At 58.0% G+C, this 15,437-nt stretch carries 21 protein-coding genes; 16 read left to right on the top strand and 5 right to left on the bottom strand.

The genetic code is table 11. The features are described 5' to 3' along the window. Nucleotides 1–9 precede the first annotated feature (9 nt). Nucleotides 10–123 (bottom strand): cytochrome b6-f complex subunit V, encoded by a 114-nt coding sequence (petG, locus tag SynMITS9220_RS13320; RefSeq protein ID WP_074160777.1) that lies wholly within the window; start codon nucleotides 121–123, stop codon nucleotides 10–12. A 56-nt stretch (nucleotides 124–179) separates the two neighbouring features. Here petG and SynMITS9220_RS04385 point away from each other — a divergent pair, with 56 nt between their 5' ends. The 6 genes from SynMITS9220_RS04385 to ruvC are packed head-to-tail and all read left to right on the top strand — an operon-like array spanning nucleotide 180 to nucleotide 5,468. Next, a complete protein-coding gene (locus SynMITS9220_RS04385) occupies nucleotides 180–566 on the top strand; it encodes a cytochrome c (RefSeq protein ID WP_186991007.1) in 387 nt (128 codons plus the stop codon). A gap of 7 nt (nucleotides 567–573) precedes the next feature. Then, nucleotides 574–1,308, top strand: coding sequence for an RNA methyltransferase (locus SynMITS9220_RS04380; protein WP_186991004.1), 735 nt, complete (start codon nucleotides 574–576; stop codon nucleotides 1,306–1,308). A gap of 24 nt (nucleotides 1,309–1,332) precedes the next feature. Beyond that, complete coding sequence (locus SynMITS9220_RS04375) at nucleotides 1,333–2,487, top strand: serine hydrolase (RefSeq protein WP_186991002.1); 1,155 nt, start codon at nucleotides 1,333–1,335, stop codon at nucleotides 2,485–2,487. Next, entirely contained in the window at nucleotides 2,484–3,899 is a 1,416-nt protein-coding gene (locus SynMITS9220_RS04370) for a DUF3370 domain-containing protein (protein WP_186991000.1), read from the top strand. Before SynMITS9220_RS04375 ends, SynMITS9220_RS04370 begins: the two co-directional genes overlap by 4 nt. After that, complete coding sequence (bchI, locus tag SynMITS9220_RS04365) at nucleotides 3,896–4,984, top strand: magnesium chelatase ATPase subunit I (RefSeq protein ID WP_115125437.1); 1,089 nt, start codon at nucleotides 3,896–3,898, stop codon at nucleotides 4,982–4,984. Before SynMITS9220_RS04370 ends, bchI begins: the two co-directional genes overlap by 4 nt. Before the next feature lie 19 nt (nucleotides 4,985–5,003). Beyond that, a complete protein-coding gene (gene ruvC / locus SynMITS9220_RS04360; RefSeq protein WP_067097718.1) occupies nucleotides 5,004–5,468 on the top strand; it encodes a crossover junction endodeoxyribonuclease RuvC in 465 nt (154 codons plus the stop codon). Nucleotides 5,469–5,821: 353 nt separating this feature from the next. Here the strand turns inward: ruvC and SynMITS9220_RS04355 are convergent, their stop codons facing one another. After that, a complete protein-coding gene (locus tag SynMITS9220_RS04355) occupies nucleotides 5,822–6,211 on the bottom strand; it encodes a lipopolysaccharide assembly protein LapA domain-containing protein (RefSeq protein WP_186990998.1) in 390 nt (129 codons plus the stop codon). A gap of 169 nt (nucleotides 6,212–6,380) precedes the next feature. Next, nucleotides 6,381–6,560: a hypothetical protein gene (locus tag SynMITS9220_RS04350; RefSeq protein WP_067097713.1), complete on the bottom strand. Its 180-nt coding sequence runs from the start codon at nucleotides 6,558–6,560 to the stop codon at nucleotides 6,381–6,383. Nucleotides 6,561–6,780: 220 nt separating this feature from the next. Here SynMITS9220_RS04350 and SynMITS9220_RS04345 point away from each other — a divergent pair, with 220 nt between their 5' ends. Continuing rightward, a complete protein-coding gene (locus tag SynMITS9220_RS04345) occupies nucleotides 6,781–7,071 on the top strand; it encodes a hypothetical protein (RefSeq protein WP_186990996.1) in 291 nt (96 codons plus the stop codon). A 33-nt stretch (nucleotides 7,072–7,104) separates the two neighbouring features. Here SynMITS9220_RS04345 and SynMITS9220_RS04340 read toward each other — a convergent pair whose 3' ends face one another. Further along, nucleotides 7,105–7,245, bottom strand: a complete 141-nt coding sequence (locus SynMITS9220_RS04340) for a hypothetical protein (protein ID WP_186990995.1) — start codon at nucleotides 7,243–7,245, stop codon at nucleotides 7,105–7,107. Nucleotides 7,246–7,327: 82 nt separating this feature from the next. Beyond that, nucleotides 7,328–7,474 (bottom strand): DUF2973 domain-containing protein, encoded by a 147-nt coding sequence (locus SynMITS9220_RS04335; protein WP_115125485.1) that lies wholly within the window; start codon nucleotides 7,472–7,474, stop codon nucleotides 7,328–7,330. A gap of 856 nt (nucleotides 7,475–8,330) precedes the next feature. Here SynMITS9220_RS04335 and SynMITS9220_RS04330 point away from each other — a divergent pair. The 9 genes from SynMITS9220_RS04330 (at nucleotide 8,331) to SynMITS9220_RS04290 (ending at nucleotide 15,425) form a co-directional block, all read left to right on the top strand. Then, nucleotides 8,331–8,519 (top strand): hypothetical protein, encoded by a 189-nt coding sequence (locus SynMITS9220_RS04330; RefSeq protein ID WP_067097703.1) that lies wholly within the window; start codon nucleotides 8,331–8,333, stop codon nucleotides 8,517–8,519. A gap of 66 nt (nucleotides 8,520–8,585) precedes the next feature. Continuing rightward, nucleotides 8,586–9,359: a class I SAM-dependent methyltransferase gene (locus SynMITS9220_RS04325; RefSeq protein ID WP_255483218.1), complete on the top strand. Its 774-nt coding sequence runs from the start codon at nucleotides 8,586–8,588 to the stop codon at nucleotides 9,357–9,359. Continuing rightward, nucleotides 9,359–9,958 (top strand): 5-formyltetrahydrofolate cyclo-ligase, encoded by a 600-nt coding sequence (locus tag SynMITS9220_RS04320; protein WP_186990993.1) that lies wholly within the window; start codon nucleotides 9,359–9,361, stop codon nucleotides 9,956–9,958. The genes SynMITS9220_RS04325 and SynMITS9220_RS04320 overlap by 1 nt, the downstream gene beginning before the upstream one ends. A gap of 102 nt (nucleotides 9,959–10,060) precedes the next feature. Beyond that, nucleotides 10,061–10,525, top strand: a complete 465-nt coding sequence (locus tag SynMITS9220_RS04315) for a hypothetical protein (RefSeq protein WP_186990991.1) — start codon at nucleotides 10,061–10,063, stop codon at nucleotides 10,523–10,525. Nucleotides 10,526–10,532: 7 nt separating this feature from the next. Further along, complete coding sequence (locus tag SynMITS9220_RS04310; protein ID WP_186990989.1) at nucleotides 10,533–10,979, top strand: SufE family protein; 447 nt, start codon at nucleotides 10,533–10,535, stop codon at nucleotides 10,977–10,979. Nucleotides 10,980–11,043: 64 nt separating this feature from the next. Next, complete coding sequence (locus tag SynMITS9220_RS04305) at nucleotides 11,044–12,360, top strand: homoserine dehydrogenase (RefSeq protein WP_186990986.1); 1,317 nt, start codon at nucleotides 11,044–11,046, stop codon at nucleotides 12,358–12,360. Between the two features lie 131 nt (nucleotides 12,361–12,491). Continuing rightward, a complete protein-coding gene (locus SynMITS9220_RS04300; RefSeq protein ID WP_186990984.1) occupies nucleotides 12,492–12,734 on the top strand; it encodes a hypothetical protein in 243 nt (80 codons plus the stop codon). A gap of 16 nt (nucleotides 12,735–12,750) precedes the next feature. Next, nucleotides 12,751–14,406 carry an ABC transporter substrate-binding protein gene (locus SynMITS9220_RS04295; RefSeq protein WP_186990982.1) on the top strand — a complete coding sequence of 552 codons (1,656 nt, stop codon included), beginning with the start codon at nucleotides 12,751–12,753 and terminating at the stop codon, nucleotides 14,404–14,406. Then, nucleotides 14,406–15,425, top strand: a complete 1,020-nt coding sequence (locus SynMITS9220_RS04290) for an ABC transporter permease (protein ID WP_186990979.1) — start codon at nucleotides 14,406–14,408, stop codon at nucleotides 15,423–15,425. Before SynMITS9220_RS04295 ends, SynMITS9220_RS04290 begins: the two co-directional genes overlap by 1 nt. Nucleotides 15,426–15,437 lie beyond the last annotated feature (12 nt).

Raw genomic sequence — 15,437 nt, 5'->3', positions numbered from 1 at the left:
TGCTGATTCTCACCCCCCAAGAGCACTGCCGCGGCGATACTGATTCCACGCCGCAACAAACAGCCCGAGAAGCGTGATCGGAATCAAACCAAGAACGATGCCACAAAGCAGAGGTTCGATCATGGCGTCGCGCTGAGTGGAAGGATTGACCACAATTGTTCCATGCACATGACGCAACTGTGACGACACCGTCATCAACTGCTGCAACGTCGGAACGACGCCGTGGTTTGGTGACGGCGTTGATCGTCATGGCTGTGATCACAGCCATAGCTCTAGGGGCCTGGTTTTATCTCAGCACCCGTCTGGATCCCTACAGCAAGGCGACCCTGGCGTTGAATGGGGATGTGCAACATGGGGCGCAGCTGTTTCGCATCAACTGCGCTGGCTGTCATGGCATCGCAGGTCAAGGGCTGGTGGGTCCAACCCTTCAGTCCGTGAGCGAACGACGGCCGGACCGCTCGCTCATCCACCAGATCGTGAGTGGAGAAACCCCACCGATGCCACGCTTTGAGATTGAACCGGAAGGAATGGCCGATCTGCTGAGCTACCTGCACACCCTGAACTGATGCCGTCGTGAGCCTTGCCGTGGTGTTGGTGGAGCCGGCCGGTCCGCTCAACATTGGAAGCGTGGCTCGTCTCTGCGCGAATTTCGGGGTTGAGGATCTGAGGTTGGTTGCTCCACGTTGTGATCCTGCTGATCCGGATGCACAACGCATGGCTGTGCATGGCGGAGCGGTTCTGGGCCGTGCACGCCGCTTCCCAACCCTTCCTGAAGCCTTGGCAGATTGTCAGCGCGTCGTGGCCAGCTGCGGACGGATCGAGCATGGAGAGATTCCTCTTCAAGCTCCCGAACAGGTCATGCCCTGGGTGCAACAAGGCCTTGAATCAGCAGCGCAAGTCGCACTGGTCTTCGGCAGAGAAGACCGCGGTCTCAGCAATGAGGAGCTGCTGCTCAGTCAACGCGTCGTACGGCTTCACTCCACCGAGGCCTATCCATCGCTGAATTTGTCCCATGCGGTTGCCGTGATGCTGCATGAGCTTGAGCGGGTTCGTCGAGGATCCTCAGAGCCGCTGAAAGCAACACTTCAGGACGCGGAAACAGCCGCACCAACCCAACTGATCGACTGCCTCAATGACGCGGAAGATTTGCTCTTGGAGGCGGGTTTCCTGCTGAAGCACACCGCCAGAGCACGAATGGCCAAAGTCAAAGGACTGCTGCAACGATCTCTGGTGCGTCCAGAGGAATTGGCCATGCTGCGCGGCATGGTCCGACAACTTCGTTGGGCGATTCGTTGCCACCGCCCGTAATCTCTGGCTTTCTCGCGCAGTTTCTTGGCCTCCAGTCGATCCAGACGCCAAAACCCTGGCTGGGGACGTCCTCTGCGGCTTGTGCTGCGACTTGTTCTGATGGGGGTGGGCCTTGGCGTGATTACGGGGTCCTTGCTGAAATTGGCTGGCCCAGCCGTTGAGACAGGAGATCTTGCACTGCCTGCCTGGCTGCCGTTATCCGAGCAGAACCCTGAGGGCAAAGCCAAACCTGGAGCAACTGCCGACACCAGCGGAACCAGGTTGCTCAATCGCACCGAGTCCTTGGGCCGCTTCGAGACCCGCAATGAACTCAAACCTCTGAGTGAGCGCTGGCAGACACTGGCAGCAGAACAGCCCGACCTGAAGGTCAGCGCCTTCATGCTCGTGCTGGATGACGGGCGCTACGCGCAGCTGGAGCCTGACACTGCGCTGCCGGCTGCCAGCTCCATCAAAACCCCGATCCTGCTCGTCACCCTTGAGGAGCTTGATGCAGGTCGCTTGAGCTGGAACGAACCTCTACAACTCAGTAAAACCGTTGTGGGCGGTGGTGCTGGCTGGATGGCATCGAAACCACTGGGCACCCGGTTCCCGACGCATGAAGTCGCCACTGAGATGATCCGGGTGAGCGACAACACCGCCACCAACCTTCTGATCGAACGCCTTGGAGGTCAGGAGGCACTGAATGCCCGGTTCAATGCTCTGGGGCTGAGCGCCACAAAAGTGAATGATTGGCTACCCGATCTCAAGGGCACCAACAGCACGAGTGCCAGAGACCTGGCTCGATCGATCGCGCTCGTTGACACCGGCGAAGCGCTCTCGATTCGCAGCCGTGATCTATTTCGGGAGGTGATGGGCACATCGATCACGAATACCCTTCTGCCGCGCGGACTGCTGCGTGGCCTTGGCGGTCGCCAGGGAGAGCCTGACAACAGCCTGATGGTGAAGGGCTACAGAGTGCTCAACAAAACCGGAGACATCGGGATCGCCTACGCCGACGCCGGCTTGATTGAGTTACCGGATGGCAGCAGAGCCGTTGCCGCATTCCTGGTGAAGGGACCGTTCAACGATCCCCGCTCGACGGAGCTAATCCGCAAGCTGGCAGCGGCGATGGCGCCGGTTCTCAAACCCAAACCCGCCGTTGCACGTTCCACGGCAAGTGCCGCCAGCATCGAACCATGACACGTCTCAACCGCCTGCAGTCGCTGGCCGCTCTGACCATGGCCGCAGCGTCCATGGCAACGGTGCTTGCACCTCCTGAGCTTGCCGCGGACCAGCAAAAACCGGCCAAGCAAACCCTCACTCGCCAAAGCCAGGTTCGTGCACTTTCAGGCCAGCTGGATGACGTGCTGATGGTGAATGACAACAACCCGGAACTGATCACCGGGGAAGGCATCCTTGTCTCGACCTTCCCTCAGGCGCCTGGCCTGAATGTGACGCTGAACGGTCGCTTCGATCTGTTCAGCCATCACGTTTACGCCGGCCAGCCCGATCAGCTCGAGTCAACTCTCTGGCTCGCTGTTGTCGCCAAGCCCGCTGGAGACGCTCCGGTGACTCTGCAACTTCTGGATGGCAGCACCTCCCTTTCACAGGCAACCCTGAAAGGCCAAACCGCATCACCATTTCTGCCGCTGCCCGCCCTGATGGCTGAATCGGGGACAGGGATTGCCTCCGGTCCTGGCAGCAAGGTGGCCGGCGACCTGCTGCGTGGAGACATCGCCGATGAACTCCAGCGGGAATGGCAGATTGCGCCCGGGTCGCTCAGCTCCCTGGTCGTTCTTCCAATCCCGGTCGCCGGACTGGACCCCCTTCTCAACGGTCGCAACCTGCAGCTGCGACTTCAAAGCTCAGGTCCGGTCCATATCGCAACCATCGCCGCCTATGGAAACGGTGACAAAGTTCCTGGCCAAGACAGGTGGAGGAAGCTGCTGAGTGAGGGGCGGCAGAGTCCCAAAGAGCACCAACCAACACCGCGCGGCGCTCGCGGCAGGATCGTTTACTCACGCGTTAGCGGTGTTCAGATCGGCAGCACATGGAGGGCAACCCTGACTGATCCAGGGTCCAGCCACCTGAACGTTGAGGAAGCTCCTATGTCTTGGCCGATTAGCAGCCTGGAGCGCGGTGAGCTGAAAACAGGACAAATCCAGACAGCAGAGCTGAAAGCCTTTGATTCAGGCACCGCCTGGGCAGCACACGGCAACTACGGCGTTGAGTACGACCTGACGCTTCCCCTCCGCAATCAGGGATCGCAGCAGCGAACGGTGGCGATCAGCCTGGAATCACCTGACAAGAACAGAAGCGGCAACGGCCAACTGGCGTTCAGCAGCAGCCATAGCGGCCCGGTGATGTTCCGTGGCCCCATTGAGGTGAGCGGGCTGGATGGACAACAGGGGCGTCCCAGTGGACGTCGACGGTTTCACCTGGTGCTGCGACGGGGTCAAGAGGGCCCCCAACTTGGGCAGATCACTCTGGCCCCAGGGCAACAACGTTCGGTGCGCGTCCGCCTGATTTACCCAGCGGATGCCACCCCTCCCCAAGTGCTGTCTCTCCGACCTGTGAAACAATCCACAGGAGCACCAGTCGATCGTCCGTGAGTTCACCGCGCAAGCGCAGAGTTTTTCCCTTCACGGCCGTGATCGGTCAGGAGGAAATGAAACTTGCTCTGCTGCTCAACGTGATCGATCCCCGCATTGGCGGAGTGATGATCATGGGCGACAGGGGCACTGGTAAGTCGACCACGATCCGGGCACTGGCGGATCTACTGCCTGGCATTGAGGTTGTTGCCGGAGACCCTTACAACAGCTCACCAAGCGATCCTGATCTCCAAAGCAGCGATGTGCGTCAGCGCCTCGAGCATGGGGAAACCCTGGCGACAGAAGACCGTCAGGTGCCCATGGTTGATCTGCCGCTAGGCGCAACCGAAGACCGTCTGTGCGGCACCATCGACATCGAGAAAGCCCTCAGCGAAGGCGTGCGGGCCTTCGAACCAGGCTTACTGGCTAAGGCAAACCGAGGCTTGCTTTATGTCGACGAAGTCAATCTTCTGGACGATCATCTGGTCGACGTTTTGCTTGATTCTGCGGCGTCAGGCTGGAACACGGTTGAACGGGAAGGCGTGTCTGTGCGCCATCCAGCTCGCTTCGTGCTGATCGGTTCCGGCAACCCTGAGGAAGGCGAACTACGCCCGCAGCTGCTCGACCGCTTCGGAATGAGTGTTGAGGTGCGCACAGTCAGAGACCCTGAGCTTCGTGTTCAGGTGGTGGACCAGCGCACAGCCTTTGACACTGACCCTGATGCCTTCAGCACCTCAGTTGAAGCTGGACAGAAGGCACTTCAGGAACGGGTCGTGGAAGCCCAGCAGAGGCTGGACCAGGTTGAAATCGACGATGACCTGAGATTGAGGATTTCCGCGGTGTGCGGCGAGTTGGATGTCGACGGCCTCCGGGGTGACATCGTCACCAACAGGGCTGCACGAGCACTGGCAGCATTTGAGGGCCGAACTGAAGTCACGGAAGAGGATGTGGCCCGCGTGGCGTCCTGCTGCCTGCGGCACCGTCTCCGCAAGGACCCGCTGGAGCAGATCGATTCAGGTGATCGTGTGGTGAAGGTGTTCTGCAAAGTGTTCGAGCGCAGCGAGAGCAGCGACAAAGCCGAATTCGAACTGGCCCTGGCCGCCTGATGCATTTCGACCGCTAAGCGTGCGCATTCTCGGTATCGACCCCGGTCTCGCCCGTGTTGGTTACGGGGTGATTGACACCTCTGACGGTCAGCAGACCATGCTCGATTGCGGCATCATCCGCACCGATCCAGGCCATTCAGAAGGCACGCGGATGGTGGAGATTGCCCGAGACTTGCGTCAACTGATCAGGGCTTGGCGACCGGAATTGGCTTCCGTTGAAAAGTTTTTCTTTTACCGATCCAGCAACACCATCGCCGTAGTTCAAGCGCGCGGTGTGGTGATCATGACCCTTAGCCGATTCGGACTGCCGATCGTCGAGTTTCCGCCGATGCAGATCAAGCAGGCTCTCACTGGCCATGGCCATGCTGACAAAGATGAAGTTCTTGAGGCCGTGATGCGCGAGCTCAACCTTGAGTCACCGCCAAGACCCGACGACGCTGCAGATGCGCTGGCCGTTGCATTGACGGGATGGTTTCAACGATAGAGACCTCGATAAACACTCAAACAGCCACAATGAAGCGGTGGATTGCTGATCAACATCTTTAACGGAATAGCTGATGATTACAACAGCCTAATCATCAATGAAAACTCCATGAAAGCTTGATGAGAGAAGACTGAATGATTAGCTCTTTTCCACAAGTTGCTGTTGATTACTTTGCCAAACTGTGGAGAAACAGGCAAGAAGACATCTTTCCTGGCGATGAGTTTTAAATCATTCACTCAGGGTGGGCTCAAAGCGTCAAGACGTTGGCAGTCGGTCGAGAGCAGAACCATGGCTTGCTAGCCATGAATACTGGACTGGAACTGTCGCTGGCCCTCGGGACGATGGAGCAACGCTCAGTCTGAGCTGGACACCTGCACCGCTGGAGCCTCTTCCATGGCCTCTTCTTCTTCAGAACTTGCTGAAGGGAGCAAGCCCAACTGCGTTTCCACTGTTGCCCTGTACCGATTCAGATCGGTTTCCAATTCCTGGATGCGCACTTGCTGGGCATCGAAATCAGTGGATTGCTTGAAGCGATCCACGCTGTTCAGCATTCCACTCCATGCAGCAAACAGCCAGGCGGACGTTGCGCCAATCCCCGCAGACAACAGCAGCAATGCTGCAAGGGGTGTGGTGTACTTCAGACCCGGCAGCACATGAACGGTGGTTGCAGCCGTGTTTTCCAGCGTGAAGAACACCATGCTCAAACCGAACACGAAGATCAGGGTGAAATTGATCTGACGCATAGTCCGAGTGGCTTGAGGACCAAAAACTACGTAACCAGTTGCGAGCTGGGAGCCAAAGGCAGTTGAAAGGATGAAGTTCGTTAAGCAGCGACAAGGTCGTTAACGAAACGAGGCAGCGTTGGGCCATCCATCACCCCCTTAAGGCGGAGATTTGATGGATCGGGTGGCGTCATTCCTTGAGTCGATCCATCACGACTCTCGAGAAAGCTCTCTCCCTGGCAGCTGTGACAATCAGCGCTTTCGAAAGTTGCTTGAGAGCCTCCACGTCATTGCACTCATCGATCTTGCGACAGGCACGTTCGACGCGGAACTGCTGTTCGATCGTCAGGGGAATCTCAGAAGTCGACATGGCAACCACGCCTTTTGCTGAGGGAAATCTGGCGAGTGCAACCCCTCAGCCGTGGAAGCCGCGCCCTAAGAAAAAACAAAAAAATCGGAGCGTTCTGTTCAAACCAACATCAGAAGTCAAGGCTGAGAAGCTTGAGAAGGAGAGTCCATGACCAACAGAGACGTTGAGAAGAGGAGAACAGCAAAGAGCTGATCACCGAGAGACAAAGCGACATTCATTCTTGAAAAACAAGTGTGATATTGATCCATGGAACGACTTGCTAGCTTTCGATCAGCCAGCCAAAACAGGCATGAAATCATTTATCCCTATTTACGTCGTTTCAATTCTTCTAGGAACGAATGCTTTCGCGAACAATCAATCATCCACTGCAGAAGGTGTTGATCAAGAGATAACGATTAATCGACTGATGTCGAAAGTTTCTCAGGGAGCAAACGTGACAGACACATCCTGCGAAGAGATTGGAACCGCTGGCTTCAACATCCGCTATCGCTGCACCATCACATGGCAATGAGTGGATGCCATCAATGAAGGGCCACCTGAGCCTTCACTCAGCTTCCACATCCACAACTGCATCTCCTGCATCGAAATCCTCTTCTCTCTTGATCTCTTGCAAAGAAGACAAGAGCTTTTTCACCAGTCGAATCATGAAATAGACCGTTGCAAGCAGCCAGATGATCTTGATCATGGCTTCATTATGCCGAAGTCGAAGGTTCCTGGTCAGATCATCAGCATCAGCAGGAAGGGGAGATCAGAGTCGTCGGCTGGCACTACAGCTCTGAAGGGAGCACAGGCTTTGGTCGATCAAAACGGACAACAAGTAATTTTTCCTTGGTCACACTGCCGTTCTGATCGAAGAGTTCCGGATGGGTGGTTTTGAGCCCGGTTCGATCTTTTGATTTGAAAGATAGACGCATCAATCGAACAGCCTGAACCACCACAAAGGCGAGAAATGCTGTGTAGGCAAGCGCGTTAATAGCTGGAAACACTGACTTACAGGTGCGTGCCGCAACACTAGTGAAACCAGGCCTCCAGCCTTGGCAGCAATGTTTTCAGGGCCGCCATGCAAATGACACGGTGAGCTGTCTTTTGATTCAGCTCAAGAAACAGCACAGCTTCTGATCATTGGCGATGGCTTGGAGGCAACGTTGACGCATCAACTGGATGGCCGTCACCGCTGTCAATCCGGTCTCGGCAAGTGGAGCAGAGCAAGTGCCCTTTTCGCTTCCAGTAAGAGCGTTTGGAGCGCTCGATTGACTGCCCGCAGATCAGGCACTGAAACAGAGGTGACATGGAAGCCGCAGGCTCTTGAGAGGCCCAGGCTGCGAGAAGCACTGCCCTCAATCTGTTCACAACAGACCTTCCTGGCGAAGCAGCTGCTCCTGATCCCCGGCATCAATTCACTCTTCAACGAAGTCAGACAAAAGCTGAAGTAGCTGAACACTGATCAGGACTTCAGAGCACATGGGGCATGAACTGTTGATCAGCCAATCTGATTCTGATGGTGCCAATGTTATCCAGGAAGGAAAGAACAGAGCATCACTCACCTTTTCTGCCAACAATCTGTCGTCACTGGTCTCCTTGACTGACGACAAAGACAGGTCATGTTCAACAGCTGAAGCAACAGTTCAGAACGAGACATCAGCAACAGATTCGAGCAAGGTGACAACGCCGCCAACACAAAGACCATGGGTCCGAGATCTCTGCTCGTGATGGGAGAAGAGATTCTGGAGAGGGTGCAGAATTAGATGGGTTGCAAGGCTTGGTGGGGCTGTGACGGACCGAACCGAAAGCACAATCGATCTCACCCTCAATGCCGCAGGGCTGCGACTGCTTCTTGGTGCAGTGAGTCATCAGCTCGATCGATGGTCAGGCGGGGACCCTGGCGAGCAAAACAATCTGCAGGAGATGAAGACACTCCTAACGGCTGCACTGCTGGAATGCACCTTTCAAGACAACTGAACATCAAGGCTTGATGCAGCTCCAGTGCGAAAGGGTTCAGAACCACCAGATCCTGAAACGCTGCTGATGCCAGCGACCGATAAAGGCTGGTTTGATTCTGTGGCGATTGACTACGCGCGCTGCAGGCCCCGCTACCCGGATGCCTTCTTCGCCTGGATGGCCGACCAGGCAAGAGCACTGGATTGTTGTTGGGATGCAGCCTGCGGTAGTGGCCAGGCCTCCATCGGACTGAGCCGCTGGTTCGACCGTGTTGAAGCCACAGACCTCAGTCCCGAGCAGATTGCGGCAGCAGATCAACACCCCCGCATTCGCTACCGACAGGGAGCAGCAGAACACTCTCATTTGAGCAACAACAGCGTTGATGCCGTGCTGATTGCTGCCGCGATTCACTGGCTGGATGTGGAGCAGTTCAATCGAGAAGTCCGTCGTGTGCTGCGACCGGGGGGGCTCCTGGTCTGGCTGGGCTATGAACCCATCCGAGACGCACCAGAGGAGTTACAAGCCTGGCTGAACAGCCTCTATCACGAGCGACTCAATCCGTTCTGGCCCCCTGAACGGATCCATGTCGACGCCTGCTATGCCGATCTGGAGTTCCCTGGCTGCGATCAACCGCTACCCCAGGGGTTGAAGATCACCGAGCACTGGACGCAGAACGATCTTCTTGGCTTCATCAGCACCTGGTCAGCTCTCAGAAATGCAAACCAGCAGGTTGATGACAATGACCAGGCCCGGTTCTTGATCAACAATCTGTCTGATGACCTGAAGCAGGTCTGGCCCCAGGATTCAGACCAACTGACACTGCATTTGCCGCTGATGGGTCGCTGGGGGGTCTTGCCCTGATGCAGGCGTTTGATGAAGCTAGTAAGGCCAATCTTCGACAGGTGTTCAGAACACGCAGGCGCCTGGCGCTCGAAGCTGAACCAACCTTGCAGGACAGGATCAGAGATCAGGCCAGACAGGAACTCAGGCGGCGCCACCGAGACGATGACTTGCGCCATTCAGTCGGGCTTTATTGGCCACTGCCTGGAGAAGTGGACCTGACACCTCTGCGTCTTGAGCTTGTCAACGAACTCGGCCTGAGCACAGCGCTGCCTGCCGCTGATGGACACGGCAACATGACCTATCGAACCTGGAGCGCAGCCCCGCTGAAGAAGGACGGCTGCGGGATCCCGGCTCCTCTGGACCAACCAACCCTGAGTGCTGAACAGATTTCTCTGTTGCTGGTGCCAGCTCTGGCTGTGGATCGGAAGGGCATTCGACTCGGCTACGGCGGTGGCTACTACGACCGCCTTCGCTGCCTGGAACGCTGGAGCGGAATCCCTGCACTCGTTGTGCTCCCCAGCGCCTGCGTGAGTGTTCAGGCACTGCCTTCAGACCCCTGGGACCAGCCGTTCCAGGGCTGGTTGAGCGAAAACGGTTTTTATCAGACGTTGCCTTGAGTTCAAGGAGACCTGGCTTGAGGAGATTCAGATCCGCCTCAATCAGGACTGGTTGAGTGCCGCAATCTCCCGCACGATGGGTTCCTCAATCACAGGTGCGCCATGGCCCTTCCATCCCGTTTTGCACTGATGGCCACCACAGCACTGGGACTAGCTCTCACCCAGCCCCTGCAGGCTGAAGCCCATGGAGTGGAAAGCAGTCTCCGCTATCTCGACGGACAACTCGAACTCACCAGCAGCTTCTCGACCGGAGAACCCGTGGAAGGGGCAGTGGTGAGGATCCTGAAGGCCGATGGAACAGCTGGTGAGGAACTCGGACGCATCGATGCGGGAGGCAGGCTGCAAATGACGCTTCCAGACCTAGGAGATGGCCTCGTAGACCTGCAGGTGGATGGAGGACCTGGCCACCGTGACTACCTCACCCTTCCTCTTCAACAGGGACGGGTCAACCTGAATGAGGTCGTGATGAACCCTGGTCATCAAAGAGGTCTGGACTGGGCCATGGCACCAGTCCTGGTCGGCGTGGTGGGCCTGATGGTTAGGGTGCGCAGCCTTCGTCAACGCTGACCCTGCCATGGCTGAATCAGGCAGCTCCACCACTCGCTACGGCAGCCAGGCTCTAGATCAACTCACCGAGAGACTGAACAGCACATCAGATCCGCGCAAGCGCTACGAATATGTTCTCTGGCTTGCCAAAAAGCTGCCTTCCATGCCCACCGAGCTGCAAACAGAAGAGCGCAAGGTCAAAGGGTGTGTATCCCAGGTGTTTATTGCATCGGAACTCGTGAATGGACGCCTGCAGTGGCAGGGAGATTCCGATGCCCTGATCACCAAGGGGCTGCTGGCGCTGCTGATCAAAGGACTCGGCGACCTCACCCCAGCACAGGTCATGGCCGTTGATCCCGATTTTATCGCCGCTACAGGCCTTCAAGCCAGCCTCACTCCATCCCGCGCCAACGGCTTCCTCAACATCCTGCGGATGATGCAACAGCAGGCCAGTGCTCTGAACGAATCGGATTGAACAGAACCGGCGGACCGACCACTGCCTAAAGTCGACCCCTCAGCGCAACTAATGGACCCGCTCCATGGCGACAAGGATCGGCATCGGCCTGCTTGGCCTCGGCACCGTCGGCGCAGGCGTGGCAAGCATCCTGAACAGTCCGGAAGGTCGCCATCCTTTGATCGCGGATCTTGAGCTGGCGAGGGTGGCGGTGCGTGATCTACAGCGCAGCCGGCCCGTCGCGATCCCCACCGATCGCCTCACCACTGATCCCAATGAGGTAGTGGACGACCCGAACGTGCATGTGGTTGTCGAGGTCATCGGCGGCATTGAGCCGGCTCGCACCCTGATCATGCGAGCCATTTCGGCCGGAAAATCCGTGGTCACTGCCAACAAGGCTGTGATCGCAAGACACGGTGAGGAAATCGCAGCAGCAGCAGCAGCAGCAGGTGTCTACGTGTTGATCGAAGCGGCCGTTGGCGGCGGCATTCCGATCATCGAGCCGCTCAAGCAGTCGCTCGGTAGCAATCGCATCGAGCGGGTGAGCGGCATCATCAACGGCACCACCAACTACATCCTCAGTCGGATGGCAGATGAAGGGGCTGATTACAACGCCGTTCTCAAGGAGGCCCAGGAACTGGGCTATGCGGAAGCGGATCCAGCCGCTGATGTCGACGGACATGACGCCGCAGACAAGATCGCGATCCTTGCCGGCCTGGCTTTTGGCGGGCCGATCGAACGCAGCGCCGTTCCGACAACCGGCATCAGCAATCTGCAGGGGCGGGACGTGGACTACGCCACGCAACTGGGATACGGCGTGAAACTGCTTGCTGTTGCCGAACGCCTGGAAAGCGATGGGGATCCCATGGGATCCCTGCCTTTGGGCGTTCGTGTCCAGCCCACGCTGGTACCGAAGGATCACCCCCTTGCCGGCGTGAGTGGCGTCAACAACGCCATCCTTGTGGAAGGCGACCCAATCGGCCGGGTGATGTTTTATGGACCCGGTGCCGGGTCTGGACCAACAGCCTCCGCAGTGGTTGCCGACATCCTGAATATTGCCGGCATCCGACAGCTCAACAGCAGTGATGGTGGCCTTGATCCCCTGCTCGCCGCCAGCAGCTGGCGCTCCTGCCACTTGGTGGATTCCAGCCGGATCCGACAGCGCAACTACGTGCGTTTCAACACGGAAGATGCCCCCGGCGTGATCGGCAGGATTGGCAGCTGCTTTGGAGAACAGGGCGTGTCGATCCAATCCATCGTCCAATTCGATGCCTGCGACGAGGGCGCTGAAATCGTTGTGATCACTCACGAAGTGGGCAACGGAGCGATGCAAAACGCCCTGCAGGCCATTGCTTCTTTACCTGGGGTTCGCTCTCTGGCGGCCCATTTTGGCTGCTTCTGAGTCCATCTGGAGGCCATTCGCAGATCAGAAGGTCTTTGCATCCCCTGGCGAACGCACCCCCGGATGAGGCAGAGTTGTAAGAACCATCACAGCTTCGGTTCGCATTCGCGGATTCATGCTGCAAAACGTTCATGCCGAACGATCTCTCTGTTCTTCAGGGGCAACGCTGCAATCAGTCGGAATCCCGATCCGTCATGAGGCTCCATCAGGGGGACTGCATCACATTGCGGAGTGATGCCGGTCTGTTTCAGGTCATCGGCATTGATGGCGACCACGACCGCTGCTGGGTCCGACAGTGGCCCCTGAAGCCCCAGGGCTCCCCGGTCTTCGAGGTCCCTCTCGACCAGATCACCTCGCCCTCTGGTTCCGATTAGGACGTGAGGCCCTTGAATGGCTCCGTCTGAGCTCAGTGGCGTGATCGATCAACCCAGACAGTCACGCCTGGCCTCGCTGAAACGACGCTGCAAACAGCTGCAGCCACTCAGCACAGCCTTGTCACTCAGCACAGTCCTGGCTGTCTGCATCAATCAGAGCGCCTGTCAGCCAGGTCGACGCAGTGATCGAATCACAGTGGCCAGTGCAGGCCGCATCACTTCTCTGGACCCTGCTCAGGCCAGCACATTCGGAGCTCTGCAACTGCTCAGCGCTCTCGGAGACACGCTCTATAAGAGAACAGCTGATGGGGAACTGACCCCGTCTCTGGCGTCAGCGCTGCCGGAGATCAGCGATGAGGGCCGCACCGTGACGATCCCCCTGCGTGAGGACGTGCTCTTCCATGACGGCACTCGCTTTGATGCGGAAGCGATGGCCTTCAGCCTGCGTCGCTTTCTGGAGATCGGCACCCTCAGCTACGTGGTCGGTGATCGCATCACCGCAGTTGAAGCCCCCCAGACCTATCAATTACGACTGCGCTTGAGCCGCCCCTCCAGCTCGCTTGAGAATCTCCTCACCGCCACCAACCTGACCCCTGTATCCCCCCGGGCTTATCAGGATCATCAGGATCGTTTTCTCAACGACCGCTTCATCGGAACGGGCGCTTACAAACTGACCAACTTCCGAGCTGTGCAGCAACGCTTGGAGCCCTTTAAGCAGTACTGGGGAGCCTCGCCCAGCAACGCAGGGCTGGATCTGATTTACCTCAGCAATTCCACCGCCCTGTTCGGCGCGATGCGAAGCGGCGAAGTGGATGTTCTGCTCTCTGACTCCATCGACGAGGATCAGCGCCTGGCTCTGAATCGCATGGCCGCTGAGGGGCGTTTGCGCGAAGGGCAGGGTCCTGCCCTGGTGATCGGTTACATCACGCTGCTCAGCAACACACCACCCCTTCAGAATCCAGTCCTGCGACAGGCCCTGTCACTGAGCCTCGATCGAGACCTGATCAACAAGAGAGTTAGCCACGGATTGCGGCCGCCGCTTTTTTCGTTGGTTCCGCCGGGACTGCCGGGAGGAAATCTCAAGCCCTGGCCAAGGCATGATGCCGCCCGGGCAAGAAACCTGTTCATTCAGGCGGGGTACTGCAATGGGAAGGTCTTCCATCTGCCATTCACCTACCGGTCGAATGTGCCCGCAGACCGGCTGATGGCACTCACCTGGCAAGCCCAAATCCAACGCGACCTGGCCGATTGTCTGTCGCTCAAACTCGACGGCGTGGAATCAACGACTGTGTATCGACAGCTGGGCGAGGGGGCTTTCCAGGCCGTAATGCTCGACTGGCGAGGCGCCTATCCCGACCCAGAGGCCTACCTAGCACCTCTGCTCAGCTGCAAGGAATCGCAGGGATCCATTTGCACGCGAGGGGAAGCCGCCATCAGCGGCAGTTTCTGGACAGCGCCAGGCCTGGAAACAACATTGCAGCAGTCGGACCGCAGCCGCGGTGATGCACGACAGCGTGATCTGGAGAGCGTGGAACAGATGGCCGCTGAAGGCGCCGCCTACATTCCGGTCTGGCTCGTCACGCCCAGGGCCTGGAGCAGTACCGACCTGGCCACTCCGGAGTTCGATGGCAATGGTCAGGTGGTGCTGGCCCGATTGCAGGAGCAGCGCTGATGGGACGCAGTCGAGAGCTGCTTCGCTACACGGGGACGCGGCTGGCCCTAGCTCCAGTGATGCTCTGGCTGATCGCGACCCTGGTGTTTCTGCTGCTGCGAGTTGCTCCTGGCGACCCAGTGGACGCCGTGCTCGGCAGCCGCGCTCCGGAAGCAGCCAAAGCAGCACTCAGGGCGCGTTTGGGCTTGGATCAATCACTGGGGCAGCAATACCTGGATTTTCTCGGCGGGCTGCTGCATGGCGACCTCGGCCAGGCGCTGATCAATCAGGAGCCGGTCAGTCAAATCATCCGAGAGGCGCTTCCGGCAAGCCTGGAATTGAGCGTGACCGCCCTGCTGCTGGCAGCGGTAAGCGGACTGGCGGTTGGTTTTACAGCGATTGCCCGATCCGAGGGGAAGATTGATCTGGCAGGACGCTTTTACGGCATCGGCACCTACGCCTTACCTCCTTTCTGGGTGGCCATGCTGGCCCAGCTTCTGTTTGCCGTCACCCTGGGCTGGCTGCCTGTTGGAGGTCGTTTCCCCCCAGGCATGATTGCGCCTGATGGCAGCGGTTTTCTGATTGCCGACAGTGTGATCAGCGGTAACTGGGCTGCACTGCAGGGTGCTCTGCGCCACTTGGTGCTGCCGGCATGCACACTCGGATTGCTCTTGAGCGGGGTCTTCACCAATGCCCTGCGCCTGAATCTGAATCGCAGTCTTCGCTCGGATTATGTGGAGGCAGCCCGAAGCAGGGGACTGAGCGAAACCCAGGTGATTCTTCGGCATGCACTGCCTAATGCACTTCTGCCAGTGCTGACGATTGCCGGAATCACCGTCGCCTCGTTGATTGGCGGTGCATTGCTGATTGAGGTGACCTTTTCCTGGCCTGGCATTGCACTACGCCTGCAGGAAAGCATCAACCAGCGCGACTACCCAGTGGTGCAGGGCATTGTGGTGGTGATCGCCGCTTTGGTGGTGCTCGTCAGCGTGGCTGTGGATCTTCTCGTCGCCGTTCTGGATCCAAGAGTCCGGTACTGAACTGCATCGTTG

The sequence above is a fragment of the Synechococcus sp. MIT S9220 genome (assembly GCF_014304815.1).
GTDB lineage: Bacteria > Cyanobacteriota > Cyanobacteriia > PCC-6307 > Cyanobiaceae > Synechococcus_C.
This window is presented reverse-complemented; position numbering and strand designations above follow the sequence as displayed.